At 69.6% G+C, this 26,884-nt stretch carries 13 protein-coding genes; 7 read left to right on the top strand and 6 right to left on the bottom strand.

Annotation, left to right across the window (positions count from 1 at the left end; genetic code table 11):
• Nucleotides 1–3 precede the first annotated feature (3 nt).
• Both SGCZBJ_RS17680 and SGCZBJ_RS17675 read right to left on the bottom strand, forming a co-directional pair.
• The gene (locus tag SGCZBJ_RS17680) at nt 4–7,167 is read right to left on the bottom strand and encodes a YDG domain-containing protein (protein WP_101719286.1); all 7,164 of its coding nucleotides are present in this window, start codon (nt 7,165–7,167) and stop codon (nt 4–6) included.
• A gap of 27 nt (nt 7,168–7,194) precedes the next feature.
• A complete protein-coding gene (locus tag SGCZBJ_RS17675; RefSeq protein WP_240621555.1) occupies nt 7,195–8,895 on the bottom strand; it encodes a ShlB/FhaC/HecB family hemolysin secretion/activation protein in 1,701 nt (566 codons plus the stop codon).
• 307 nt (nt 8,896–9,202) lie between these two features.
• Between SGCZBJ_RS17675 and SGCZBJ_RS17670 the strand changes: the two genes are divergently transcribed.
• A complete protein-coding gene (locus SGCZBJ_RS17670; RefSeq protein ID WP_240621554.1) occupies nt 9,203–10,369 on the top strand; it encodes an alkaline phosphatase in 1,167 nt (388 codons plus the stop codon).
• On the opposite strand, the gene SGCZBJ_RS17665 is transcribed toward SGCZBJ_RS17670, so the two are convergent.
• Both SGCZBJ_RS17665 and SGCZBJ_RS17660 read right to left on the bottom strand, forming a co-directional pair.
• Nucleotides 10,366–11,283 carry a FecR family protein gene (locus SGCZBJ_RS17665; protein WP_101719283.1) on the bottom strand — a complete coding sequence of 306 codons (918 nt, stop codon included), beginning with the start codon at nt 11,281–11,283 and terminating at the stop codon, nt 10,366–10,368. The genes SGCZBJ_RS17670 and SGCZBJ_RS17665 overlap by 4 nt on opposite strands.
• Nucleotides 11,268–11,804 carry an RNA polymerase sigma factor gene (locus SGCZBJ_RS17660; RefSeq protein ID WP_240621553.1) on the bottom strand — a complete coding sequence of 179 codons (537 nt, stop codon included), beginning with the start codon at nt 11,802–11,804 and terminating at the stop codon, nt 11,268–11,270. The genes SGCZBJ_RS17665 and SGCZBJ_RS17660 overlap by 16 nt, the downstream gene beginning before the upstream one ends.
• A gap of 200 nt (nt 11,805–12,004) precedes the next feature.
• Between SGCZBJ_RS17660 and SGCZBJ_RS17655 the strand changes: the two genes are divergently transcribed.
• Entirely contained in the window at nt 12,005–15,016 is a 3,012-nt protein-coding gene (locus SGCZBJ_RS17655) for a TonB-dependent receptor (protein WP_101719281.1), read from the top strand.
• Between the two features lie 43 nt (nt 15,017–15,059).
• On the opposite strand, the gene SGCZBJ_RS17650 is transcribed toward SGCZBJ_RS17655, so the two are convergent.
• Nucleotides 15,060–17,774 carry a TonB-dependent receptor gene (locus SGCZBJ_RS17650; protein ID WP_240621552.1) on the bottom strand — a complete coding sequence of 905 codons (2,715 nt, stop codon included), beginning with the start codon at nt 17,772–17,774 and terminating at the stop codon, nt 15,060–15,062.
• A 168-nt stretch (nt 17,775–17,942) separates the two neighbouring features.
• Nucleotides 17,943–18,620 (bottom strand): helix-turn-helix transcriptional regulator, encoded by a 678-nt coding sequence (locus SGCZBJ_RS17645; RefSeq protein WP_165799360.1) that lies wholly within the window; start codon nt 18,618–18,620, stop codon nt 17,943–17,945.
• A gap of 301 nt (nt 18,621–18,921) precedes the next feature.
• Here SGCZBJ_RS17645 and SGCZBJ_RS17640 point away from each other — a divergent pair, with 301 nt between their 5' ends.
• Genes SGCZBJ_RS17640 through SGCZBJ_RS17620 form a run of 5 tightly spaced genes read left to right on the top strand, consistent with a single transcriptional unit; the run spans nt 18,922 to nt 26,779 of the window.
• Nucleotides 18,922–21,195 carry a TonB-dependent receptor gene (locus tag SGCZBJ_RS17640; RefSeq protein ID WP_165799359.1) on the top strand — a complete coding sequence of 758 codons (2,274 nt, stop codon included), beginning with the start codon at nt 18,922–18,924 and terminating at the stop codon, nt 21,193–21,195.
• Between the two features lie 2 nt (nt 21,196–21,197).
• Complete coding sequence (locus SGCZBJ_RS17635) at nt 21,198–22,142, top strand: ornithine cyclodeaminase family protein (RefSeq protein ID WP_101719277.1); 945 nt, start codon at nt 21,198–21,200, stop codon at nt 22,140–22,142.
• Nucleotides 22,139–23,848 carry a M61 metallopeptidase family protein gene (locus SGCZBJ_RS17630; RefSeq protein ID WP_101719276.1) on the top strand — a complete coding sequence of 570 codons (1,710 nt, stop codon included), beginning with the start codon at nt 22,139–22,141 and terminating at the stop codon, nt 23,846–23,848. Before SGCZBJ_RS17635 ends, SGCZBJ_RS17630 begins: the two co-directional genes overlap by 4 nt.
• Nucleotides 23,836–25,161, top strand: coding sequence for a CapA family protein (locus tag SGCZBJ_RS17625; protein WP_165799358.1), 1,326 nt, complete (start codon nt 23,836–23,838; stop codon nt 25,159–25,161). The genes SGCZBJ_RS17630 and SGCZBJ_RS17625 overlap by 13 nt, the downstream gene beginning before the upstream one ends.
• Before the next feature lies 1 nt (nt 25,162).
• Nucleotides 25,163–26,779: a M20/M25/M40 family metallo-hydrolase gene (locus tag SGCZBJ_RS17620; protein ID WP_101719274.1), complete on the top strand. Its 1,617-nt coding sequence runs from the start codon at nt 25,163–25,165 to the stop codon at nt 26,777–26,779.
• The last annotated feature ends 105 nt before the right edge of the window (nt 26,780–26,884 follow it).

Raw genomic sequence — 26,884 nt, 5'->3', positions numbered from 1 at the left:
TTCTTACGGCAGGGCCGCGACGATGTTGCCGCCGTCGACCGGGGTCGTCTGACGCGGGCAGCCTTCGCCCTGGCAGGCGGGCCCCTCGGTCTGGAGGTTGAGTTCCGGATCCCATTCGAGGGTGAAGTCGGGGGACTGGGTCACATGCTTGAGCACGATGGAGCCCTCCTGCTCGATGCCGGGGAACCGCGCGATCGTGAAGATCGCGCCCGTGAAGGTCAGGTCGTAGTTCGACGACAGGCTGAGGCTTCCACGCGACACGACATAGTCGCCTGGCGTTTCGCCGCCCCCCCTCAGGAGCAGGCCGCTGAAGGCGTCGCCGGCGACCAGCGAGCCCGAGGTGATGCGATAGGTGAGGGCTGGGTCGCCCTGGCCGAAGGGCTTGGACAGGTTGTCGGCCGACACTGTCACTTGCCGACGCAGGATGTCGGCTAGATCGCTGCTGACCGAGGCGAGCTGGTAGTTGCCGGCGTCGGCGCCGGCCAGGGTCGCGCCTGACGCCGTCACGATCTTGCCGAGGCCAGCGTTCCGGTCGCCGAAGGCGTAGGTCCCGCCGGCCGAGACGGTGTCGCCTGCGATCACGCCGGTCAGGCCGACGGAACCCGTGGCGACGGTCGTGCCGTCATAGGTCTTGTCGTTGGCGGTGAGAGCCCCGGTCAGGGCCTTCTTCAGGATATCGGCGACGTCGGATGAAACGCCGGCGAGGCTGTAGTTGCCGGCGTCGGCGCCGGCCAGGGTCACGCCCGAAGCGGTCACCGTCTTGCCGTCGGCGGCGTTCCGGTCGCCGAAGGCGTAGGTCCCGCCGGCCGAGACGGTGTCGCCCGCGACCACGCCGGTCAGGCCGACCGAACCGGTAGCGACGGTCGTGCCGTCATAGGTCTTGTCGTCGGCGACCAGGGCGCCGGTCAGGGTCTTCTTCAGGATGTCGGCGACGTCGGATGAAACGCCGGCGAGGCTGTAGTTGCCGGCGTCGGCGCCGGCCAGGGTCACGCCCGAAGCGGTCACCGTCTTGCCGTCGGCGGCGTTCCGGTCGCCGAAGGCGTAGGTCCCGCCGGCCGAGACGGTGTCGCCCGCGACCACGCCGGTCAGGCCGACCGAACCGGTGGCGACGGTCGTGCCGTCATAGGTCTTGTCGTCGGCGACCAGGGCACCGCTAAGAACCTTCGTGAAGATGTCCGCCTGGGCGGCGGCCAGCGGCGACAGCACGTAGTTGCCGGCGTCGGCGCCCGACAGAACGACGCCCGAGGCCGTGACGGTCTTGCCCACGCCGGCGTTCCAGTCGGCGAAAGCGTAGGCGCCGCCCGCGGAGACGTCGTCGCCGATCACCACGCCGCTCAGGGCGATGGCGCCGGTGGCGGTCGTGCTGCGATCATAGGTCTTGTCGTCGGCGGTCAGAAGGCCGCCGATGGTCTTGGGGTCTATGCGCAGCGAGCCGACGCCGTAGCTGAAGCCGTAGTTCAGGTCCGAGGTCAGGCTGCCGCTCGCGGTCAGGACATAGGTCCCGGCGTTCTTGCTGGTCGCGCCCGAGACCGCGGGCGTACCTGACCAGGCGTCGGCGGCGGTATCGCCGTTCACCAGGCCGGTGATCGTGGCCGAGACCGATGGGATCGCCCCGTTGTAGGTCACGACCTGGCTGACGGGGGTCACCGCCAGGATCGGCTGGTAGGCGTAGACGAAGCGATTGCCGGCGTTGGGCGTCGCGGCGAAGGTCTCGGCCCCGAAGTCGTAGGCCGAGCCGTAGAAGGACTTGCCGGCCAGGCCGTTGAAGCTGTTGCCGGCCGTCGAACCCGTCGGGGTGCCGAACGCCTGGGTGTAGATCAGCCAGCGTCCGGCGGCGTTGGTCGCGGTCACCGCGTCGGCGCCGCGGCCGTTGGCGAACACGCCGTCGGAAGCCAGGATCACCGCATCGCCCGCGCCGTCGGCCACGACCTTGCCATTGGCCGAGAACGTCATGCCGCCGTGCGAGGCCAGGGATACGCCGCCGGTGCTGTGGACGGTCCCGTCGATGGTGAGGGACCGGTTGTCGATCAGCCTGAACAGGCCGCCGGCGTTGCTGAAGTCGCCGAGCTGGACCAGCTGGTTGGCCGCGCCGAAATCGGCCCCGCCGACCGACGAGCCCGTCAACCTTTGAGCGGTGATGACGCCGGCGGCGGTCTGGGTGATGGCTCCAACTGAGCGGAGGTCGACCGTCTGGCCTGCGGCGGTGACGGGGCCGCGCAGGTCGAAGGCGTTCGTGGCGTTGAAGGCGAAGCCGCCTGCGGCGACGCTGATGGTGTCCAGATGGGCCACTTCGTTGACGCCGAGTAGCACGACGCCGGTTCCCGAGACGACGTCCAGCGAATTGCTTCGCAGCACGGCTTGCTGGGTGACGTCGGCGGCGGCGTTCAGGGACAGCGCGCCGCTGACCTCGATCACCCGCCCGGGCGTGGTGTCGCCGAACCGCAAGGCCCCGGCGGTCGAGCTGACCAGGAGGTCGCCGTTGACATCGGCCGAGACCAGCCGCGTGTCGCCGCCGCCCGTGACCATCGACGCGCCGCCCGCCGTCAGCTGGCCGATCGTCAGCGCGCCGTTGGTCACGGCCACCCTGACATTGTCCTGCGCGGACAGGATCGTGAGGGCGGTGTTGGCGCGGTCCAGATTGACGTCGACGTCGCCGGTCGTGCTCGAGGCTTCGACGACGGTGCTTGCGCCCGCCGAGGTGACGACATTGGCCGTGGTGACGGCGCCGGGCGTCGATGCGCCGAGGGTCACGTCGCCGTTCGTGGAGCGCACCAGCAGGCTGTTGGCCCCGGTTCCTGTCAGGATCGCCGATCCAAGCCTGGCGGCGCCGGTCGTGGCCGTGACCTCGATCAGATCGGCGGCTTCGGCCGAGGCGAGGGTCATGCCGCCCGCGCTGGCGTTGGCCCTGACCTGGCCGGAGGAGGCGGTCAGCGCGCCCAGTTGGCCGCTTGCGGCCGTGACGCGAATGTCGCCGCTGGCGCTGGTGATGTCGCCGCCGGTGACGCCGCCCACGGCCGTGACGGTGATGTCGCCGCCATAGGCGAGGGGCGTGCCGGTGAAATCGAAGGCGCCGACCTTGTCGTCGATGGTCCAGGCGCCGGTCTTGGCGCCCAGCGGCGAGAGGGCTGCCGCCGAGAAGCCGCCGCCGGTGAGGACATAGTCGCCGCCGACCGTGACGCTGGTGGCCAGGTTCACCTGGCCGATCCCGCCGTCCAGCGATACCGAGCCGTCGCTGCTGACCGTGTCGAGGGTGATGGCCTGGCCCGTCACGCTGATGTCGCCGTCGCCCAGGCCCGCACCGGCGCTGAGCTGGGCCAGGCCGAGCACCGCGCCGTCCTGGGCGGTTATGGTCAGCTTGCGATCGGCGTGGATGGCCGCGGCCCCCAGGTCGAGGTCGCCTAGCGTGTCGGTGATCGTGACGTCGCGGATGGCGCCGTTGAACAGGGTGGGGGTCAGGGCGTCGCCGAGGAAATCCTGGGCGGTGATCGTGTAGTCGCCGCCGCTGGTGACCGTGGAGCCGGTCTCCAGGGAACCATCCATGGCTTCGACGGTGATGTTGTAGCCGGCGATCTCGTCGATCTTCAGGTCGCCGGTCTTCTGCACGACGGTCGCGTCGCCGCCGATCGACGCGCCGACCAGGGCCACGCCGTTGGTGGCCGAGTTGATGTTCACCACGGCGTCGCCATTGAAGGATATCACCTGCAGCCCGCCCAGGCCGCCGCTGGCGGCGTTGGTGTCGACATAGTTGGCGGCGGTGATCGACGCCTTGTCGTCGGCGCCGAAGGTTGCGGTGCTGGCGGCGAGCACGACCACGCCGTCCGGCGCGGAGGCGCCGCGCAGGGTCGCATTCCCATAGAGCGAAGCCAGCACGACGGTTTGGCCGGCCTCGGCCTGTTGCACCGTGACGTCGGTGTCGATGGCCGACACCTCGATCGTCCCGCCGGCCGTGACGTGGCCAAGATTGACGCCGCCGCCGATGAGTTCCAGGTTGCCGTCGCTGGAGATCAGGCTGGCCAGGCTGCCGTCCAGAGGGCCGTCGGTCTCGATGTGAACCAGGCCCGCGCCATGTACGGAACCGGTGATCGTCAGACCGCCGCCGGCGTCGTACAGGCTGACGTCACCATTGTTGGCCGTGACGGTTCCAACGGTCATTGCACCGTCCAGTACCTCGGCATAGACGTCGCCGGCCGTGGCCGTGATCGTGCCGAAGGTTCCCGGACCGCTGGCGATCGTGATGTCGACGTCTGCGCCCCTGACGGTGTCGAGCGCCGCGCTGCTGTCGAGGTGGACCATGGCCGAGCCGCCAGCCGACTTGACCTCGGCCGTGCCGGTGCCTCCGCCAGAGCGAGCGAACACGTTGCTGGCGGTGATCGCGGTGTAGTCGGGATCGCCCAGCACGGCGTTGTTGGCGGCCGCGACGCTGAGGTCGCGGCCCGCGCCGGCGCCGGTCAGGTCGGCCTTGCGCAATATGGCCTGGCCGCCGGTGGAGTTGACGGTGATGTCGTCGCCGGCCGTGGCTGACAGCAGGTCGATGTCGCCTGCCGCCGTGATCTTGACGTCGCCGTCGGCGGTCAGGTCGTAGGCGCTGGTCAGTACGTCGAAGGATTCCAGCGTCAGGTCGCCCGTTGCGGCCAGGGCGTTGGTCAGCACCAGGCCGCCGTCGGTGTCGGTGATCGACAGATTGCGGATCGTGCCGCCGGGGTTCAGCGCCGCGCCGCCCCAGTCCCGGGCCTTGGCGGTGTAGTCGCCCCCGTTCACCGTGACGTTGTTGGCGTTGGCCGTGCCGTTCGACGCATCGAGCCAGACGCTGTAGCCGCTGACCGTGCCGACGTCGAAGCCGCCGTCGACGCCGATCGAGGCCGTGCCGGCGGCGTTGTCGGCGGTGACCGAGGTCAGGCCGGTGTTCAGGCTGTTCAGGAAGACACGGGCGTCGCCGCCGGTGGAGGTGACGTCCGTGACGCCGACGCCGCCCGTGCGGCTGACGGTGTTGCCCGATCCTATCCCCGCCAGGCTGTCGGCGCCGAGCGTGGCCGCGCCCGTGGCGACGACCGACAGGGAGCCCGTGCCCATGATCGTGGCCTTGCGCAGGGCCGCCGAGCCATCCAGAGCCTGCACCAGGATCGTTCCGTTGGACGAGGCCGCGGCCACCGAGGCCTCGCCCGTGGTGGCGGTCACCGTGAGGCTGGTCGCGCCCGAGAACAGGCCGCCGATCCCGGTGTTGGCGGAGACGCCCGTCGCGCCGGTCAGGGCCAGGTTGCGCGTCGCGACGATCTGGGTCGCCGAGTTCGCCGTCAGGTCTCCGGCCGTCGTGGTGACGGTGACGTCGCGCCCGCCGACATTGCCGGTGATCACCAGCGCCTTGGCATTGTTCAGCACCACGTCGTTGGCCGTGGCCTGCACGCTGATCGCCCGGTCGATCTGGTTCGCGCCGCTCAGGTCCACGCCCGTGGCGCCCGACGCGGAGAGAGAGTCGGCGGTGACCACGCCGGCCGTCTGGCTCAGCGCGCCGCCGCTCGACACCAGGGTGACTTGCCCAGCGGCGCTGTAGTTTCCGGTCAGGGCCAGGCTGTCGCCGCCGGTCCATATCAGGTGCCTGGTCGAGGAAGCCGACCCCAGTGTCGAGCCGGTGCTCCCCGAGATCCAGACGTCGCCCGCCGCCACGCCGCTGCCTTCGGTGATGGCCGAGCCGACATTGACCGCGCCGGTCGTGGAGCGAGCCGTGACATGGCCGTCGTCGGCGGCGCCCACGCCGGTCGACTTCAGGGTCGCGCCGCTGGCCAGGAGGTCGCCGCCGGTGGCGACGACTTCCACGTCGTCGCCGGCCGTGGCCGAGGTGGTGATCGTGGCCGAGCCGTTGGAGGCCGTGAGGGTGATGTCGCGCGCGGCGGTCGCGTTGTTCACGCTGATGCTCGTGCCGCTCATCGTCAGGTTGCGGCTGGATACGCCGGTGGTCAGTGTCGCCGAGGTGGCGCCGCTGACCGTGATGTCGCCGGCCTTGGCGCCAGTGCCTTGCGTCAGCAGCGTGCCGCCCGAAGCCGAGCCGTTGGTCGAGCGGATCAGGATATGGCTGTCGTCGGCGCCCGTGCCGCTCGTCTTGATGTTGGCCCCGCCGGCCGTGACATTGCCGTCGGCGGTGATCTCGACGTCGTCGCCGGCGAAGATCCGGTTGGTCACATAGGCCTGGGTCGTGCCGGTGACGTAGACGCTGCGCACGGCGTCAACGGTGCTCATGAACACCTGCGGCGCGCTCAGCGTAAGATCGCGCGCCGAATTGCCGAGGGTCAGCGACGCCGACCCGTTGCTGGTGATCAGGATGTCGCCCGAGGCCGTGGTGGTGGCCGCGCCGACCGAGCTGTTGACGCTCGACGAGACCGTGACGCCGGTGGCGCCGGTGATCTGGGTCACGGTCGCGCCTGGGCCGCCGGCCGTTACCGTGGCCGCACCGCTTGTGGCGGTGATTTCGGAGGCGGTGATCGAGCCGCTGGTCGTGCTCACCAGGGCCGTCGCGCCGTACACCGTCTGGGCGCTTAGGGCGCCGCTGGTCGCGCTGAGCAGCACGTTGCCGGCCGCGTCGATCGAGGCGCTGGTCGCCGAGCTCACCGTGCTCATTCGGATCATGGCGTTCGACGCGGCGCGCAGTACCGCGGTCGGATCGGCGGCGTTGACGAAGTTAGCGTCGATCAGGCCCGTGCCGCCGGCGAATACGAACCCGCCGGCGCTCATTGTCGCGCCCGGCGAGACGATCACGCCCTGCGGCGAATAGAACCAGATGTTGCCGCCGGTGGCCGCGCCGACCTTGCCGGTGATCACCGCGCCGTTGTCGATGGCGATCTGGCTGGTGGTCTTGTTCAGCACGATGTCGCTGGCGGCGTTGAACAGGAAGTCCATCGTGTCGCCGCTGCTGACGTGCAGGCTGGACCAGTTGATCACCGTCCGGGACGCGTTCAACTGAATCTGAAGGGTGATGGCGTCGGGAAAGGTTATCAGCGGTTGCGAGCCGCCGGAGGAGACGGTGATGTTGCCGGCCCCTGGGATCCCCGGAAGGGTCCCGGCCAGACCTGGCTCGGCAAGCATGGCGGCGACGCCGCACAGGGCCGAGGCCGCCAGCAGTTTCTTCCGGCGCTGCGAGCGCGAGGCGTTGCGGGAAAGGATCGGGGACTGGGTCATGGAGAACGCTCCGGAGACTTCAGCAGGCTAGAAGAGGGCGGCGGACAGCGAGACCAGCACGCGCGAGGACGGTGCGTTGCCGAAGCCGAACGGGCTGTCGAAGGGCTTGGCCCAGGTCAGGTCGAGCGCCACCCGTGAGGTCAATTGGGCGCGCACGCCGACGCCAGCCGATGTCAGGTCCAGCTTGCCCGCGCCGACGCCCAGGTTGGTCAGTTCGGCCAGGTCGTAGAAGGCATAGGGGCGCCAAGCCGCTCGACCGCCGTTGAAGGGCAGGGGAACGGTGCTGAACTCCAGCGAAGCCGACAGGGCGCGATCGCCCGACGCCGACGACGGATCGTAGCCGCGTCCGATCGTCAGGTTGCCGATCCCGTACTCCTCGTACGACAGCAGCGGGTCGTCGGTGTGCTGCCAGACGACGTTCAGCTTGCCGATCACCGGCCCGGCCAGGCGGCCGCCGATCTCGCCCTCGGTCCGCATCACGGTGGCCTTGGGCTTGCCCAGGAAGCGCGAGGCCGAAAGGTCGCCATAGCGGCTGGCGCCCAGGCCGTTGCTGCCCTGGCGCACTTCGAACACGCCGGTCATGGCCACCGAATGGGCCGCCAGGCTGGCGGGAGCGTAGTGGCCGTCCAGCCGCAGGAAGAACACCCGCAGGTGATCCTCGGTCAGGATGGCCAGGCCGCCGCCGAACTCGACCTTCTGGTCGATCCAGTCGAGGCCGACGCCGATGTTGAGGTTGCGGTTGCGATGGCGGGTCAGCGGATAGGTCAGGCGCACGCTGCCGGCGAAGGAGTCGCCTTCGAGGTCCAGCGGCTTGAGAACGTCGCCCGGCTTGGTCCAGCCCCAGGCGCCCGACAGGTCCGCGGTCAGGCCGTCGGCGCCGATATAGAAGCGCTCGGCCACCTGGATCACCCGCTGCTCGTCGCTGGACAGCGTGCCGTAGCCGAGGATCGAGGTGCGTTCGCCCAGGGGCGTGAAGCCGTTGAGGTCCAGGCGCGCCAGGGTCAGGTCGCGGCCGACGGTCTTGGATCCGTAGTTCTGGGCGACCACCGAGCCGTCGACGGCGTCGCGGGCGATGGCGATCTCGAGGTCCAGGGCGCCGTCGCCGGCCGCCGAGGGCTTCAGCGCGGACTGGATGCGCACGCCCGGCACGTCGGAGGCCAGCAGCAGGTAGCGCTGGGCGACGTCGAGGTCGAACGGCGCCATGCCGCGCAGCTGGTTGAGGAACCGCACGACCTGCTTCTGCGCCGGGCCCGCGTCGCCGTGATAGTTCACCGCGCCGATCCGGGCCTCGATGACCCTCAGGGTCAGGCGGCCGTCGGCGATGCGCTGCTCGGGAATGACGACATTGGCCAGCACGCCGCGCCGCAGATACAGCGCCGCGACCCGGTCGCGGATGTCGCAGACTGCGCTGAGCGGCGCTTCACGGTCCAGGAACTCGGCATAGGTCGAGGCCAGGGCCTGGTCCGGCACGGCCAGGGCGCCGGAGGTTCCGCCCTGGAAGTCCACGCTCCTCAGCGTGACCTTGATGGGGCTGTCTCGGAAGGCGCAGGGGCCGGCCTCGACACCCTTGAACAGATCGCCGCGCGGGGCGGCGGCGATGGGGGCGGCGTTAGCCGGGTCGAGCTCCTGGCGTGAGGGCAGGGCGACCTGGGCGAACGCGGGAGCGGCGGCCAGCAGAGGCGCGCCTACGCACATGGCTGCGCCCGCGCCGACGAGGGCGCGCCGCATACGGAACAAAACTTTCAAGCCCCCAACCCTCCGGCCTGCGAGCGCGAGATCGCCCTCAACCTAAACATTACTATGATGCAAAACCGTGCAAGATAACACCGGTCAGCAAAGCCGAAGCGTCGTGATGGGTAAGGTCGCGGTCCGAACGTCCCGAAGCAAAGCGGTATAGGCGACGCCCCGGACGGCGTTGACCTTGGCGTCCGGCGCGGGCGGTGCTCGGATCGCTGTAACAGTCATTTCACACGAATCTCGCGGCGCAGCCGCTAGAAGGCGCATCCGTCGGAGCGAAGTTCGCTTGAGGATGCAGATGCTTAAACACCTTTTCGCCGCCGCTTCGCTGTCGCTGGTGATGTCGTCCACGGCCCTGGCGCAAGGCGCGCCGCCGCCGTCCGCCGCGCCGAAAGTTGAGGCGCCGCGCAAGGCCAGGAACGTCATCGTCTTCCTCGCCGACGCTGGCGGCGTGCCGTCGGTCAACGCCGCCAGCCTGCTCGGCTATGGCGAGCCCCTGAAGCTGCATATCCAGAAGTGGCCGAACCTGGGCCTCAGCGAGACCTCGCCGGTCGACCAGTTCGTTTCGGACTCGGCCAACGGCATGTCCTCGATCATGACCGGGGTGAAGACCCGCAACGGCGTGATCAGCCAGTCGCCCGCTGCGGTGCGCGGCAAGGTCGACGGCGCGCCGACCAAGACCTTGCTGGAATACGCCGAGGAGCGGGGCCTGCGGACCGGCGTCGTGACCTCCGAGCCGATCACCGACGCCACGCCGGGGGCGACCTACGCCCACTCGAACGACCGCGAGAAGTGGGGCGAGATCTTCCCGCAGGCCTTCTCGCCGCGCTTCGGCGACGGGGTCGACGTCATGTTCGGCGCCGGCCGCCGCAAGATCGGCGAGCAACTCGCCGCGCGCGGGACCGGCTTCGACCAACTGGCCAAGGCGCACGATCGGCCGATCTATGCACGGCTGGAGGATGCGGCCGCCGCCAACACCCGGCCCGTGGTCGTCGCCGACCAGATCGACGTCCGCGCGGCCGCCCTGCGCGCGCTCGACCTGCTGCAAGCCTCGCCCAAGGGCTACCTGCTGGTGATCGAGTGGGACGCCCACACCGACGATCCCCGCAAGGGCCTGCAGAACATCGTCGACCTGGATAAGCTGATCGCCGAGATCGAGGGCCGGGTCGACCTGAAGGACACCCTGCTGCTGTTCACCGCCGACCACTCGTTCGGCCTGCAGGTGGACGGCGGCCGCCGGGGCGAGCCGGTGCTGGAAGGCTACGACGCCTGGAAGGCGGCCGGGAAGGACGAGGAGATCGTCCGTCTCAAGAACGTCATGGTCAACCGCAGCCACACCGGCGAAGAGGTCGTGGCCCTGGCGACCGGCGCGGGCGCTGAGCGCGTGCGCGGCTATTTCCCCAACACCCACCTGTTCCAGATCATGATGGACGCCTGGGACTGGAAGCCGGACACGGCCAACTAGGACAGCGTCCAGCTCCGTCCGTCAGTCCTGACGGACACCTTGTGCAGGCGACCGACCGCCCTTGCGAAGGCGGCCGTGTCGCCGGCCTCGAACACGCCGTCGACCTGAAGGCGACCCAGCGATGGCGTTGCGATGCGCATGGGCGTGCGGCTGTAGCGGTTCATCTCGGCGACGGCCTCGGTCAGCGAGGCGCCGACGAAGCTGATACGGCCGTTGTTCCAGTCGTCGATCCGTGCGGCCTGGGCGACGAAGATCGGACCCGGCCGTCCCGACGGCGACAGGCGAACAGCCTGGCCGGGGGCTAGCCGGACCGCAGTCTTGGAACCGTCTTCGGCCGACCCGGCCGTCACGCCGCCCTCAAGCAGATCGACCTGGGTGAAACCGGCCTGGCGATAGACGTTAAAGCGGGTGCCGGTGACGCGGATGCGTCCGCCCTGGCTCAGTACGTCGAACGGGGCGCCGTCCCGGTGAGCCACGGCGAACAGGGCTTCCCCCGCCTCCAGGACGACTTCCCGCCGGTCGCCGCCGAACCGCGCAACCAGGCGCGTGGCGGTGTTGAGCGTGACCCGCGAACCGTCGGGCAGGGCGACCGTCCGCCGTTCGCCGACGGCGGTCTGGTAGGCGACCGGGCGCTGGTTCCAGAGCAGGACGCCGCCAATGGCGAAGCCTGCGGCGATCGCGCCGCCGGCGATCAGGCCGCGGCGGCTCAGCAGGCCGCTGCTGCTCCTGCGGTCGTCCAGATCGAAGTCGGCAGCGTCGAGCTGGCCCAGCGCATCCCAGACCTCGCCGACCTCATCTTGTCCGGCGCGTGGTGAAATGGGCTGGCCCTGCTCATCGCGCAGGCGATCGGCGACGAAGGCGTCGGCCTCGTCGTCGCGCGGCGGGCGGCGAAACGGGATTACAGCTCGAACCATCCACAATCCTTCAGCCTGTGCCGGCAGCGGGCGAGCGCGTCGGCCATCAGGCGCTGGGTCGTCCGCAGCGGCGTGCGCGTGCGGGCGGCGATTTCAACCAGGGTCAGCCCCTCGACGCGGTGCATCATCAGCACCAGGCGCTGATCGCGGGGCAGGGCGGCGATGGCGCGGCGCAGCAGGTCGGCGTTCTGCTGCCAGCGCACCTCGTCGAACGGCGAGGGGCCTTCGTGCGCCAGGTCCTCGGGCAGTTCGACATGCCGGTCGCCGCCCCGGCCCAGCCGTCGCCGGCGCAGGTCGCGCGCGACGCTGTCGGCGGTCTTGAACACGTAGGTGGCGTTGAAGTCAGGCGGCGGAACGCCCGCCGCCAGCCGCGTCAGACGCAGGTAGATGTCCTGCAATGCGTCCTCGACGTCGGTGGGCGCCAGAAAGCGGCCCAGGTACCTGCGCAGCCGCGCGTCGAACCGCTGCACCAGGTCGACCATGATCGCGTTGGTCGGTGCGGCTGGTTCGGGGGCTCTCATCGGTGGATCGACGCCGTCAAACATTCGCACTCGGTCACGCCTCTACTTCAAGAGACGCGGCGCTGTCGACATGCCGCCAAATGCGATGCGCGGATGTCATCAATTCATCGCAGGGCGCCCATAGAAGCCGCCCAGTCGCGGGGTTCATTCACGGATCGTCCCACATGGGCGGTGACGGTCGTCACGCTTTTCTTCGGTCCATGGGAGGCGCGGCTCTGTTCGTCGCGATCGCGCCGACCGGGGCCTGGGCTGGCGATCGCACCCCTGCCTTCAACGTGCCCGCCCAGCCGCTGTCGTCGGCCCTGCGCGAGCTGGCGCGCCAGGGCAGGGTGCAGGTCCTGTTTTCGGCCAGGGACATGGAGGGACGGCGTAGTCGCCCCGTCGCCGGACGCGTAGAGGTCTGGCGCGCGTTCGACATGGTCCTGGCCGACGCAGGCTTCGAGGCGCGCCGCATCGACGCCCGCACCTTCGTCGTCGCCGCCCAGGCGCCGCCGCCCCGCGCGGCCCTGGCGCTGGCGCCTCAGGTCTCGGCCACTGAGCTCGAGCCGCTGCTGGTGCTGAGCGCGCGTTCGGCCGGCGACGTCGTGGCCCGTCGCCTGGCGACGGATCTGGCCGAGGCTGCTCCGCTGCGTCGCCTCACCCGGGACGACATGGAGCGCGGCGCGGCCCAGAACCTGTCCGAAGCCCTCGGCGACCTGCCGGGCATGACGGTCATCAACACCGGCCGGTCCTTTATCGGCGGCATCGACTCGGCTTCGCGAGGCGAGGGGCTCTACGCGGGCTACCGCGGCCTCAACGCCGAATACAATCTCACCATGATCAACGGCGTCTCCGTGGCCCAGGGCCTGCCGTACTCGCGCGGCGTGCAACTGAACCTGCTGCCGCCGGACGCCTTCCAGGCGGTGGTGGCGCACAAGACCGGGCGGGCGGACCTGGACGGCGACTTCATCGGCGCGGCGCTCGACTTCCAGACCCCCGGACCGGGCGACCGCTCGCGCTCGCCGCAGACGGTCGCCACCCTGGGCGGACGGGTCGAGACGCGGGCCCGAGACTACGGCGCCAGGGGCCTGGGCGGGCAGGTGCAGGTGGAACACAGCCGCCGTTTCGGCGCCGAAGGGCAGGTAGGGCTCTATGTCGCCGCCGCCTACGAGGATCGCGGTTTCCTGAACTCCGAACTGGCCGGGGTGATGGCGGCGCAGAATGACCGGGGCTGGGCTTACGGCGTTTCCGGCTCGGCGGCGGGCGGTCCGGTCGATCCCAGCCGGCCGCAGGACAACCTGGTGCAGACCAGCCTCAATGTCGGGGTGTCCAGCGGCGGCAGCCGCCTGCAGAACTACGTGCTGGCGATGGACTGGAGCATGCGTCCGGGCCTGGACGTGCGGCTGAACGCCACCCATGCGCGCGCCGATACCGAGCAGAACTCGACCTTCAGCCAGGTGGTCAGCGGCGCCCAGGCCTGGCTCGACGACGGGACCGGGGTCTTCCGGTTGTCGGTTCAGGACCTGTCGACGCGCGTCTGGTACGAGACCAATCCCGACAGCGTGTCCCTGTCGACGGCGAGTCTGGCCGCCGACCTCGTCTCCGGTCGCTGGCGGCTGTCGCCCTACCTTTTCGCCAGCCACGGCGAGAGCGCGCGGCCGGATCACCTGGAGGCCTCGGCCTGGATCAACCAGAACGACGGCTACAACACCGGCCAGCTGCCGCGCGCCTTCGGCGGGGTGACGGTGACCTATCGTGACGGCCTGCCGGTTCCGCAGTGGCCACGGAGCGTTCTCGACGACCTAAACGGCGCCGGGCGCGTTCTGCTGGCCCGGCGCGCCGGCCAGCGGACCGAGCAGTTCAGCGACCAGACGCGGTATGGTGCCGGCCTTGGCCTGACCTTCACGCCGTCGGCCGGTGCGTGGCGCAGCTTCCGCGCGGGGGCCAAGATCAGCCGCAGCGATCGAAGCCTCACCGACCGCAACTGGACCAACGCCTTCTTCGCCGACATCTACCGGCAGGCGGGGCTGACCTGGGAGGCGCTGGGCATCGCCAACGGGACCTACGCACAGGTCTTTCCCGGGCTCTACGACTGGTCGATCCCGCGGATCGATCACGATCGGCTTGCGGCCTATTTCCAGGCCAAGCGCACGGCCGAAAGCTTCGACAGCTGCGGGGCGCTCTACGTCAACAACCTCAACTGCAACAGCCAGTCGGGCAGCGAGACGGTGGGCGCGCTCTACGCCATGGCGACCTACGCGTCGGGCGCCTGGGAGGCCCAGTTCGGCCTGCGTCACGAGCATGCCCTGATCCGCAACCGGTTCTGGGTGACGCCGGATGCGAGCGGTGGCGAGACGGCGGGGGACTGGGGGCGCAGCCGCAGCCGCTACGACAAGCTGCTGCCCAGCGTGAACCTGTCCTATCGGCCCGACGATCGCAGCATCTGGAGGGCCTCGGCCTGGCGAGCCTACAGCCGCCCGGCCTTCATGCAGCTGGCGGGCGGTCAGCGCACCGCGACCGTCGATGGCGTGACGACGGTGACGCGGGGCAATCCCGACCTGAAGAGCGCCGACGCCTGGAACCTCGACCTGTCGCACCAGCGCTGGCTGTCGGGCGGCGGGGTGCTGGGCGTCTCGGCCTACGCCAAGCGCATCGACCACTACCTGTTCGAAAGCGGCTCCAGCCTGGACCTGGGGGCGGTTCCCGAGGACGGCGCTGTCCGGGTGGTCATGCCGCGCAACGGCGGGCGCGGTCGCACGCGAGGCCTGGAGGTCGAGTGGTATCAGCCCCTGGGCGATCCGCTGGGGCTGGGCGGCCGGGCCAGCCTCGACATGAACGCCAGCCGCCAGTGGACCCGCGTCGATCTCGGCCCGAGCCTGGGTCGCGCCCAGCCGATGCTGAGCGCGCCTGAATGGCTGGGCAACGCCGAACTGGCCTACAGTCGGGGCCGGGCCTCGCTCTATCTGAGCCTGAACTATACGGGCGCCTATCTGTCGGCCTACGACATCCTCGGCGCGCAGGGCGACTGGGATAACCAGTGGGTTCGGCCCGTGACGCGCCTGGACGCACGGTTCCGCTGGCGGGTCGACGAGCGCACGCGGCTGGATCTGATCGCGACCAACCTGACGGGCGCCTACAGCTACTGGGCCCACGTGGGGCGCGACACCACCGCGCTTTCGGACGTGGTGGATTCCGGGCGGCGGGTCGTCGTCAGCCTGCGCAGCGTGTTCTAGGCCCGGTTCGCGAGGGGATGGCGAACCGGGCCCAGGCCGAGGCTTAGAAGTCGTACTTCAGCGTCAGCAGGGTGGTGCGGCCGGAATTGACCACGTCGGAGATGGCCAGGCTGTTCTGGCCGACATGGGCCCAGTAGCTGTAGTTCTTGAACAGGTTGGAGACCGACAGGTCGAGCACCACGCCGTTGCCGAAGTCATAGCCGGCGTGCAGGTCGGTGCGGCGGGTCGGACGGGTCCAGTAGTCGAGGCCGGCCACGCGGTTGTAGGCCATGACCGTCTCGCCCGCGTAGTTCCAGTTCAGGTCGACCGTCAGGTTCCCGAGCACGTAGTTGACCTTCAGGTTGGCCAGTTCTTCCGGCGCGTTCTGCATGCGCTTTTTCTCGCCGCCGCCGATGTCGACCTGCGTCCACTGGCGGGTGTAGTTGGCGCCGGCGCCGAAGCCCGACAGCCAGCCCGGCAGCATGTCGAACTTCTGGTAGAGCTGGATCTCGACGCCCTTGACGTAGCCCTCGCCGCCGTTGGTCGGCGAGACGATGGTCACGCGGTCGAAGGTCTCGCCGTTGTACTGCGTGCCGCCCGACGACTGGCCGCCGTTCACGGTGGTGGAGCCGTTGTCGTACATGTAGTCCGACAGGCGCTTGTAGTAGACGCCGACCATGGCGTATCCGCCGGCGCTGTTGCGCCACTCGCCCGAGGCGTCGAAGTTCCAGGACTTCAGCGTCTTCAGGCCCGGGTTGCCGCGGGTGACGGTAATCGAGTTGTCGCCGCGCGTGGTCGTCTCCGACCCGCCCAACTGCACTAGGGCCGGTCGCATGTAGGCGCGGGTGATCGAGGCGCGGTAGACCGCGTCGTCGGTCGGGCGGTAGTTGGCGAACAGGCTGGGCAGCCACTCGTTGTACTTGGTCGAGTTGGTCTCGAAGCGGCGCGCCTGGGGGTCGTTGTTCCAGTAGGTGTTCTCGATGTTGGTGTGCTCGTAGCGCAGGCCCGGGATGACCTCGAGCGCGCCCATGTCCCACTTGCCGGTGACATAGGCGGCAGCGACGTTCTCGTCGCCCTTCAGCGTGTTGCAGTTCAGGTAGCAGAGGTCGGCCGCAGCTGCGGTGGCGTCGAAGTACTGGCGGAACAGCGAGACCAGGCGGTCGTGGTTCACCTTCGGCGCGCGGATGTCGTAGAGGCCCGGATAGACGGAGTCGAAGTAGCCGGAGATCAGGCCAAGCTCGTTCCACGTCACGCCCGGCTTGCCCAGCAGGTTGGCGAAGTGGTCGTTGGTCCAGTCGTGGCTGGTGACCCGGCGGTGGCTCTGCACGTACTTCACGCCGGTCTTGATGTAGGACAGAGCGCCGCCGTCGAAGTCGCGCTGCGCGTCGAAGCGGCCGCCGAACTTCTGCTGGTTCGAGAACTGCTCGGTCAGCTGGCCCGCCCGGCGCGCCAGCAGCGCGGTCCCCGAGTTGTTGATCAGGTCGCGCTGGGCCTGGGTCAGGAGCGGCATCGGATAGCCGTCCTTGTTGTAGCCGATGAACAGGCCGCTGTAGGGCGTCAGGAAGCCGGTGTTGAAGCGGTCGGACTGGTTGTTGCGGACCGAGGCCTCGATGTGGTCGGGGCGGTCGTTGCCGCCTTCCGAGTAGAACACCGACGGCGACAGGGTCCAGGCGCCGTGGCGCTTGACGCCGCCCAGGGTCACGGTGCTGAGGTCCGCGTCCTCGGGGTTGGTCGTGTACCACATGCGAACCGACGAGTTGGTCAGGTTCAGGTCGTAGAGGCCGGTCGCGGCGTTGAAGACCCGGGCGCGGTTCTGGACGAACTGGTTCAGGGTCGAGTTCTGCTCGGTTTCGGCGAAGGCGTACGAGCCGCGCAGATAGAGGTCCAGGCTGTCGTCCGGACGCCAGTCCAGCGAGAAGTTGCCGCCGTAGCGCCGGGTGTGGCCGGTGGAGACGCCGACGTTCAGGCCGGTCAGGGCCAGGTTGGCCTCCTTGTCCATGCCGGCCGGATTGACGCCCTCGCCTGAGTCCGTGGCCGAATGCAGATAGGCCCAGCCGCCGTCGTTCTGGGCGTTCATCAGGGCCGCGACCATCGAGTTGGCGAAGGTGCGCTTGTCGTAGAAGGCGCTGACATAGACCCCGAACTGGTCGTTCCGGCCGAAGCGACGGGCGATCTCGCCGCTGGCGCCGCCGCCCAGGCCGTCCTCGTCATAGGTGCGCGCGCGGCTCTCGACGCGGCCGGCGATCGACAGCGAGGCGTAGCCGTCGCGGAAGCTGAAGGCCGAGGGGGTGATGAAGTCGATGGTGCCGCCGATGGCGTCGCCGTCCATGTCGGCGGTCGAGTTCTTGTTGACCACGATGGTCTTCAGGCCCGACGGCGGCAGCAGCGACAGCTGCACCTGGCGCGAGTATGGCATGCCCTGGGCGACGTTGACGCCGTTGATCAGAGCCAGGGTGAACTCCGAGTTCATGCCGCGCACGCCGACGAACATGCCTTCGCCGCGTGAGGCGCCGTCGACGCCGCCGAAGAACGAGTTGCCGGTGTTCTGCACGCTGATGCCGGGCAGCAGGGCCAGGGCTTCGGCGACGTTGTGGACGGCGGTGTGCTCAAGGTCGTCGGCCGACATCACGCTGACGGCGTTGTCGCTGGCCATCTGGGTGCGCATGGCGTCGTTGCGGGTGGCGACCACCGTCACGGCGGCGACTTCGGCGGAGTCAGGGGCGGAGGCCGGCGCGTCCTCCGCGAAGGCCTGGCCCGCGCCGAGCAGCGAGAGCGCCATCGAGGACGCGAGAAGCTTGGTTTTGAACGATAGCGTTTTCATCGACCGCAGGCCCTGAACCGGAGCAGAGACGCTCCCAAGCTCAAGGGACGCGGCCAATCGGCGGGCGCGCCGGAATTTTATGAATACTTCACAGTCGGCCGGTCGGAGCGTCGGCGGCGGCCCCGTTCAGGAGCGCTTGGCGCCGATCTCGTCGAGATAGTTGTAGATCGTGAACTTGGTGACCCCCAGGCGCGCGGCGACGCGTTCGACCGAGCCGCGGATCACGAACAGGCCGCGCTCGTGCATGATCGCGACGGCCGCCTTCTTCTCGGTTTTCGACATGCGGTCGACCGGCGCGCCGGCGGCTTCGAGCGCCGAGACGATGATCTCCTCGATCAGGTCCTCGATATTGCCTTCCGATCGGGGGGCGGGCAGGGGCGGCAGGACGCTGGGAATAAGGGCGGCCTGCACCTCGCGCTGGATGCGCTCGATCGCGCCCATGTCGACGTTCAGGCAAAGGGCGGCGGCGGGAACGCCCTCTTCGTCGAACAGCACCACCGACGACGAGCGCAGGGCGCGCCCATCACCTGTCCGGGACGTATAGTTGGAGACCACGCGCACCTCGTTGGGGTGGGCAGCGGCCTTGCTGGCGACCAGGGTGTCGAACGCCTTGTCCTCGGCGGGCCCGGAGATGATCGCCGAACCCACGCTGCGGCCGCTGACGTGGCCGTTGACGATCTCGATGATCGAGGATTCCGGCTCGCGCAGGTTATGGACCACCACCTCGGTGTGTTGGTTCACGGCGCATTCCAGCGCCTTGGCCACGCCCTGGAGCACGCCCAGCAGGGCCTTTTCGTCTTGCACGGCGGTCTGGTCTTTCATGCGGGCCGGTGAACCGGGAACTAGGCGACGTCATTCAACAGAGCGTTGATATTCCGGCCTTGTCCTGTGCGCAACACGATCGCCGTTCGGCTTCGATACGTGATCCGGCGCCTGCCGTTTGATCAGCAATGGCCTGGAATGCATGCGAAAATTCGCACGCCTCAACACGTAGTCGATGTTTTCAACAAAATGTTGAAGGTGTCTTCGTTCTGTTGCAAAGCTGTTGGCGAACATGGGTCTTGGGTCGGCGGGGGACGCCGCGCCCGGCGAATTGGGGACTGCGATGCGCAACGGTTTGAAGGCTTTCTTGCTGGCGGGTTCGGGCGGGGCGTGCCTGCTGGCCGGTACCCTGGCCCACGCCCAGGACGCGGCCGACGACACGACGATCGGAGAGATCGTGGTGACGGCGCAGAAGAAGTCCGAGCGCCTGCTGGACGTGCCGGTCTCGGTGGCGGCGGTCACCGGCGATAGTCTGTCTCGGCAGAACCTCGTGCAGGTCCGCGACTTCTACAACCGCGTGCCGGGCGTCTCGCTGAGCGGCGGCGGCACTGAGCAGCGCGCCAACGGCGTGGCCATCCGCGGCGTCACCACCGGCGGCGGCACGGCGGCCACCGTGGCCTTCGCCCTCGACGACGTGCCGCTGACCTCGGGCGCGGCCTCGGCCCAGTCGCCGCTGATCGACATCGATCCGTCCGACCTGCAACGCGTCGAGATCCTGCGCGGTCCGCAGGGCACGCTGTACGGCGCCTCCAGCCTGGGCGGCCTGGTGAAATACGTGACGGTCAGCCCCGACACCGAACGGTTCAGCGGCCGCATCGAGGCCGGTGCCAACACCGTTTCCGGCGGTGGCGAGGGCTGGTCGGTGCGCGGTTCGGTCAACCTGCCGATCGTCAGCGAGAAGCTGGCCCTGCGGGTCAGCGGCTTCACCCGCCACGATCCGCCGTATCTCGACAACATCAACGCCAAGGCCGCGGGCGAGGACATCAATGACAACCGCGTCGAGGGCGGCCGCGCCGCGCTGCTGTTCAAGCCGATCGACGCCCTGACCATCGACCTGTCGGTGCTGCGCCAGGAAGCCAAGTTCATCGGCAGCCCACAGATCCGGATCTGCCCGTCGTGCGGCACGGGCGCCTTCACCGGCGGCGTCGACTTCACGCCCTATTTCGGCGACATGACGCTGAACATCGCGCCGACCAAGCGCGACGTAGACGTGACCCTCTACCAAGGCCGCGCCACCTACGATGTAGGCTTCGCCGACCTGACCTCGGTCAGCGCGTACAACCGCATCAAGTCGGCCTCGGACCTCGACCAGACCAACACCTTCGGCTTCCTGCTTTCGGCGTTCTCGGCGCCGACGGGGTCCAGCGTCTCGCTGATCAACGCCGACCAGACCAAGAAATTCAGCCAGGAGATCCGCCTGGCCTCGAAGTCGGACGGTCCGCTCGAATGGCTGGTCGGCGGCTTCTACACCCACGAGAAGATCTCCGTGGACCAGACGCTGGTCGTCCGCCCGACGACGGGATCGGACACGACCGCCTACGCCTCGGTGGGGCCGGCCAAGTTCGAGGAGAAGGCGGCGTTCGCCGACATCACCTACCACTTCACCCCGGCCTTCGACGTGCAGGCCGGCGTGCGATACTCGTCGAACGACCAGAGCAGCGCCTCGACCACGACCATCGCCCCGCAGGCCGTCCGCTTCTTCGGCCCGACCTCGTCGGAGCCGCAGGCCAAGTCGTCGGACGACGCGGTCACCTGGCTGCTGACGCCGCGCTACAAGATCTCGCCCGACACCATGGCCTATCTGCGCATCGCCACCGGCTATCGCCCGGGCGGCCCCAACGGCGCTGGCATTGCAGGCATTCCGCTGTCGTTCCAGTCCGACAGCGTGGTCAGCTACGAAGCCGGCCTGAAGGGCGTCATCCGGGCGGCGCGCTTCACCTACGAGGCGGCGCTGTTCCGGGTCGACTGGGACGACATCCAGCTTCTGACCACCGACGTGGCCTCGCAGTTCACCTACTACACCAACGGCTCGACCGCCCGCAGCCAGGGCCTGGAACTGTCGGGCCGTTGGGCGCCGATCGGCGGCCTGTCGTTCGACGGGGCCCTGACCCTGCTGGACGCCAAGCTGTCGGACAACCTGAGGGCGCCGGCCGGCGCCTCGCCGATCTATGGCGATAAGGGCGACCGCCTGCCGGGCTCGGCCAAGGTCTCGGCCAGCCTGTCGAGCGACTATGACTGGTCGATCGGCCACGGCTTCTCGGCCACCGTCGGCGCCAGCGTGGCCTATGTCGGCGAGCGCTACGGCGACTTCGCCAACATCCTGCCGACGACGACGGGCAACACCGCCTATGGCTCGCGCATCAAGCTGCCGTCATACACCACGTTCGATGTGCGCGGGGGGATCTACAACGCCGACTGGCGCTTCACCGCCTACATCAAGAACCTGGGCGACGAGCGTGGCGTCGTGGAGGCCACCACCCGTGGCGGAACCAGCGCGCCGCAAGCCATCTTCCTGCAGCCGCGCACCGCGGGCGTCTCGCTGAGCCGCAGCTTCTAGGCATGCGGTTCTTCGACGAAGCCGCCGTCCTGCAGGGCCTCGATCTCGATGGCTGTCGGACGGCGGTGCGCGAGGCGATGGTGGCCCTGTCGGCGGGCCAGACCCGGCAACTGCCCCGCTCGATCATTCCGATCGGGGCGGGGCGGCTGTTCGGCCAGATGCCGGGCGCGCTGCTCAACGGCGGCTATTTCGGCGCCAAGCTGATCAGCGTGTTCGCCGAGCCCGACCGTCCGGGGCGCAGCGCCCACCAGGGCGTGGTGGTGCTGTTCGATGCGGACAGCGGCCAGGCCGTCTGCGTCGCAGACGCCGGCGCCATCACCCAGATCCGCACCGCGGCGGGCACGGCGGCGGCGACCGACGCCCTGGCTGTTCCTGACGCCGAGCGCCTGACTTTGATGGGCCATGGCCACCAGGCCAGCGCCCATATCGAGGCCCTGGCCCGGGTGCGGAGGTTGCGGGAAGTTCGGGTGTGGGGGCGCTCGCTCGACCGCGCCCGGGTCTTCTGCGAACAGATGTCGGAGGTCACGGGCCTGTCCGTGGTCGCCGTCGAGGACGCTCGCGAGGCCGTCGCCGACGCCCAGATCCTCTGCACCGTCACCGGCGCGGTCGAGCCGGTGCTGATGGCCGAATGGCTGACGCCGGGGACCCACGTGAACCTGGTCGGCGCCAGCGTCGCCTCGGCCGCCGAGGCCGAAGCCGCCGTGGTGTCGGTCGGGCGCTACTTCGTCGAGAGCCGCGATTCGGCGCGAAACGGGGCAGGGGAGTTCCTGCGCGCCATCGCCGCCGGCCTCGTCTCCGAGGACTGCATCCAGGCCGAGATCGGCGAGGTCTTCACCGATCCGGCAGCGGGGCGGCGGTCGCCGTCGGACATTACCGTGTACAAGTCGATCGGTCACGCCGTGCAGGATCTGGCGGCGGCGGCTTATCTCTACGAGCAGGTGAAATGACCCTGAGAACCCGTCTGCTGGCCGGGCTGGCCGCCGCCCTCATCCTGGCGCCCGCCGGCGCGAGCCTGGCCCAGCCCGCGCCGTCGCTCGACGTGCGGCTGACGCCCAGCCGCATGGACGAGGCCAAGGGCGCCGGCAGCCTGGCGGTGGAGCTGAGGCTCTCCGATCTCTCGGTCCAGGCAGGGGCGCCGCTGCTGACCCTGCCGCTGGTGATCGCCAATACGGCGACGGTCGCCGACACCCTGAGCGGCCTTTCGGCGACCGACGCCGACGGTGACGTCTCCCTTACGGTCAGGGACGATCCCGCCAAGGGCATGGTCTGGTCGCGACACTGGCTGGCCGGCCGCGCCACGCGCGGTCCCGTCGTGGTCCGCTACATCGCGCCCGTCGATAACACCCCGCCCACGCGCGGCTCGGGTCCGCCCTACGCCCTGCGCACCGAAGGCGGCGGCGTCTCGGGCGTGGGCAACACTTTCATCCTGCTGCCGGAAGACCAGGTCGCGCGCCGCATCCGCCTCAGCTGGGACCTCAGCGCTCTGCCCAAGGGCTCGACTGCGACCTCCAGCTTCGGCGAGGGCGACGTCGCCCTGCCGGACGGTCCCGCCGGCCAACTGGCCTCGACCGTGTTCATGGCCGGGCCGATGAAGCGCGAGCCGGCGGCCGTGTCCGAGACCGGCTTCTCGGCCGCCTGGATGGGGACGCCGCCGTTCGATCCGGCGCCGCTGATGGCCTGGACCAACCGACTGCACGGCTGGATGAGCGGCTTCTTCCACGACAAGGCCGTCCCGCCGTACCGCGTCTTCCTGCGCTACAACCCGATCAACGCAGGCGGCGGCACGGCCCTGACCCGCTCGTTCCTGACCACCTACGGCGCCGACACCAAGGGCGACAGCCTCAAGGGCACGTTGTCGCACGAGATGGTCCATACCTGGACCGACTCCGACGCCGGCCAATGGTACGGCGAGGGGATCGCCGTCCATTACCAGGGCCTGCTGCCGTTCCGGGCCGGCCTGCTGTCGGCCGATGAGTTCCTGGAAGACCTCAACGACACCGCCCGGCGCTACTACGCCAATCCGCTGAACGGCACGCCCGATCACGAGATCATGCCGCGCTTCTGGGAGGACAGCCGCATCCGCGTGCTGCCGTATGATCGGGGCGGGCTCTATTTCGCGGTGCTGGACGGCAAGATCCGTCGCGCCAGCGGCGGCAAGCGCTCGGTCGACGACCTGGTGCTGGAGATGAACCGTCGCTTCGCCGCCGGCGAGAAGGCCGATGACGCCGCCTGGATCGCGCTGGTGACGGGCGAGCTGGGCGAGGGCGGCCGCAAGCTGCACGAGACCATGCTGGCCGGGGGGCTGATGCTGCCGCAGGACGACGACTTCGGCCCCTGCTTCACCCGCACCACGGCCAAGGTGCGCCGGTTCGAACTGGGCTTCGAGCCTAAGTCGCTGGTGGGTACGACCAAGACGATCCGGGGGCTGATCCCTGGCTCGGAAGCGGCCAAGGCCGGGCTCCGGGACGGCGACGTCGTCACCTATGCGGTGGCCCTGGACGGCGTGCAGGGCGATCCGGCTGCGACCCTGACCTTGAAGGTCACGCGCGACGGCAAGACCTTCCCGCTGACCTACCTGCCGCGCGGCGATCAGGCGGAGGTCTATCAATGGGCCCGCAAGCCCGGGACCGAGGGGATGAAATGCGCCTACTGATGACCGCGCTGCTGGCCGCTTCTGTCGCCGGCTCGGCCTCCGCCCAGGCGCCGGCCACCGTCAAGGACGGTTTCTCGCTGGCGGTGACCGGCGACCTGATCGGGCCCGAGCATCCGATCACCGGTCTTGGCGATCCCGGCACGCTGCGGATCCAGAAGCTTCTGGCCGGCGCCGATGCAGCCTTCGGCAACCAGGAAGGCGCGATCTTCGACTTCGACAAGTTCCCCGGCTGGCCGGCGGCGCAGAACGGCGGCGGCACGCCGGTCAACGACGCGGCGGTGGCCTTCGACCTGAAGGCCATGGGTTTCAAGCTCATGTCGATGGCCAACAACCACGCCACGGACTTCGGTGTGGAGGGCATGGCTCTGACCCAGAACGCGCTCGACGCGGCCGGCGTCGTCCATGCCGGCACGGGCGACAGCCTGAGCGCGGCCCGCAAGCCCGCCTACGCCAAGACCCCGCGCGGCACGGTGGCGCTGGTGTCGTTCGCCGGCAGCTACACCGATATCTCCCTGGCCGCCGACGCCAATCCGGCCCGCGGCTTCCGCGCCCGTCCGGGCCTGGCCCCGCTGCGCTCGCGCGAGTTGCAGCGCGTCACGCCCGAGCAGATGCGGACCCTGCGCGAGATCGCCGCCCGCTCAGCGACGCCCGACGCGACCAAGAACCCCGAGGTGTTCACCGCCGCCAAGAGCGGCGACGAACTGACCATCGGCCGCACGACCTTCCGCGTCGACGAGCGTCCGGGCCTCAGCTACGACCTTGACGCTGGCGACCGGGCCGCCGCCCTGGCCAGCGTCAGGGAGGCGCGGGGCAAGGCCGACCTGGTGCTGTTCTCGATCCACGCTCATGAGACGGCCTCGTCCGATCCGGAGGACATCCGGCCGGCCGACTACATGGCGCCGCTGTTCCATGAGCTGATCGACGCCGGCGCCGACGCGGTGGTGCGCCACGGCCCGCACGCCCTGCTGGGCGTCGAGATCTACAAGGGGCGGCCGATCTTCTACGGCATGGGCAGCCTGATGTTCCAGGTCGGCGACAAGAACCGCCAGTTCCGGGGCTTCACCCTGCCGGCCGAATGGTACGACGGCGCCGTGGCGGTCAGCGAGTATCGCAACGGCTGTGTCGCCGTGATCCGCATCCACCCCTTCATCCAGAACCTCGAGGACGAGCGCCTGCAAGGCACGCCCAAATCGCCGTCGCACGAGGACGCCCAGAGGATCCTCAAGCGGATACAGGCGGCTTCGGTCCAGTTCGGCACCCGTATCGAGATCGAGGGCGACGTCGGCGTGATCCGCCTGCCGGCGGAGCGCTGAGGTGAGGCTGGCGCGACGGCAGGCCCTGGCTGGTCTGGGCGCGCTGGCGTTGGGGCCGAAAGCCCTGGCGCGCGAGGTCCCGGTTCCGGATCTCGCCCTCTACCAGGCGATCCGCGACGAGGGCCTCGGGCGCGGCCAGGCCATGACCTTCGCCACGAGCCTGGCCGACGAGGTCGGCGCCCGGCTGATGGGGTCGCCCAACATGCGCCGGGCCTATGACTGGGCGCTGGCGCGGATGCGGGCGCTGGGACTTAACGACCCCCGGCTCGAGCCGATCGGCCCGTTCGGTCTCTCCTGGCGCCAGACCCTGGCCTGGGCGCGCATGACCGCGCCCGACGTCGTCCAGTTCGCCGCCGTGGCCAGCCCCTGGTCGGTGGCGACCAGGGGCGCGGTCGCCGGTCAGGCGGTCGCCGTGCGTCTGGACAGCGACGAAGACCTCGAACGCGCGAAGGGAAGGCTCGCCGGCCGGATCGTGCTGCTGGGGCCGCCGAGGAGCGTCGCCGCCGAAGCGCCGGCCGTCGTCCGCTACAGCGACGAGCAGGTCGTGAAGGGCGAAGCTGCGCAGGCCGTCCGCGCCTACTATCGCACCGTCGCCGAGCGACGGGCGCGTCAGGGGCGGGAAGGGCTTTTCAAGGCTCGCCGCAACGCCTTCCTGGCGGCGCAGGGCGTGCGGGCGGTGCTGATCGACGGCGGCGGCGCCGAGCCGGGCGCCATGGTCGTCGACGGCTCCGAACTTGGCGGCCGTCCGTGGCTGGCGGCCGAGCGACCGTCCTTTCCCGCGCTCTATGTCGATGGCGCGTCCTATGCCCGCTGCTGGCGTCTGGTGCAGGCCGGCGCGGCGCCGCGCCTGGAACTGGAGATCGCCACCGAGGAGGGCGATCCCGCCGAGCCCGGCTACAACGTCGTGGCCGAGCTGCCGGGGCAGGATCCGGCCCTGAAGGCCCAGGTGGTGCTGGCGGGCGCGCATCTCGACAGCTGGGCGGCGGGCGCGGGCGCCGCCGACAACGGCGCGGGCGTGGCCGCGACCCTGGAGGCGATCCGCATCCTGCGCGCGGTCGGGGCTAAGCCTCGCCGCACCATCCGCGTCGTGCTCTACGGCGGCGAGGAGCAGGGGCTCTACGGCTCCGAAGCCTATGCGAAACAGCGCCTGGGCTGGATCCCGCGCTCCACCGCGCCCGAGCAGATGGCCCTGGCGGTCGAGGGGCGGCGGACCAAGGTGGAGCCGCTGCGCAAGGGGGCGGAGTACGAGGACTTCAGCGTCGCCTTCAACCTGGATGGCGGTTCGGGCCGCATCCGGGGCGTGTTCACCGGCGGCGACCCTGCGCTGGCCGAGCTCTACCGCGCCTGGATCGCGCCGCTGAAGGATCTGGGCGTGCTGGCGGTCTATGACGGGCCGCACTGGCCCGCCGACCAGTCGACCTTCACCGAGATCGGCCTGCCGGGGATCTCGTTCCTGCAGGATCCGCTCGACTATGACAGTCGGGCGCACCACACGAGCCTCGACACGCTGGAGCGGCTGTCGCCGGCCGACCTGGCCCAGGCCGCGACCGTGCTGGCGATCTTCCTGATCAACAGCGCCAATAGCGACGCGCGGGCGCCGCGTCCCGCGCCTACCTAGCCCTGCCCGTCGATCCAGGTCCGGATGACGTTGCGCTGGTCGTCCAGCAGGACGAGGTCGGCGGCCATGCCGGGGGCGATGGTTCCGCGCTGGGCGGAAAGGCCC

The sequence above is a fragment of the Caulobacter zeae genome (assembly GCF_002858925.1).
Taxonomy (GTDB): Bacteria; Pseudomonadota; Alphaproteobacteria; order Caulobacterales; family Caulobacteraceae; genus Caulobacter; species Caulobacter zeae.
Note: the sequence above shows the minus strand (reverse complement) of the source record. Positions and strands in the feature narration are given on the sequence as shown.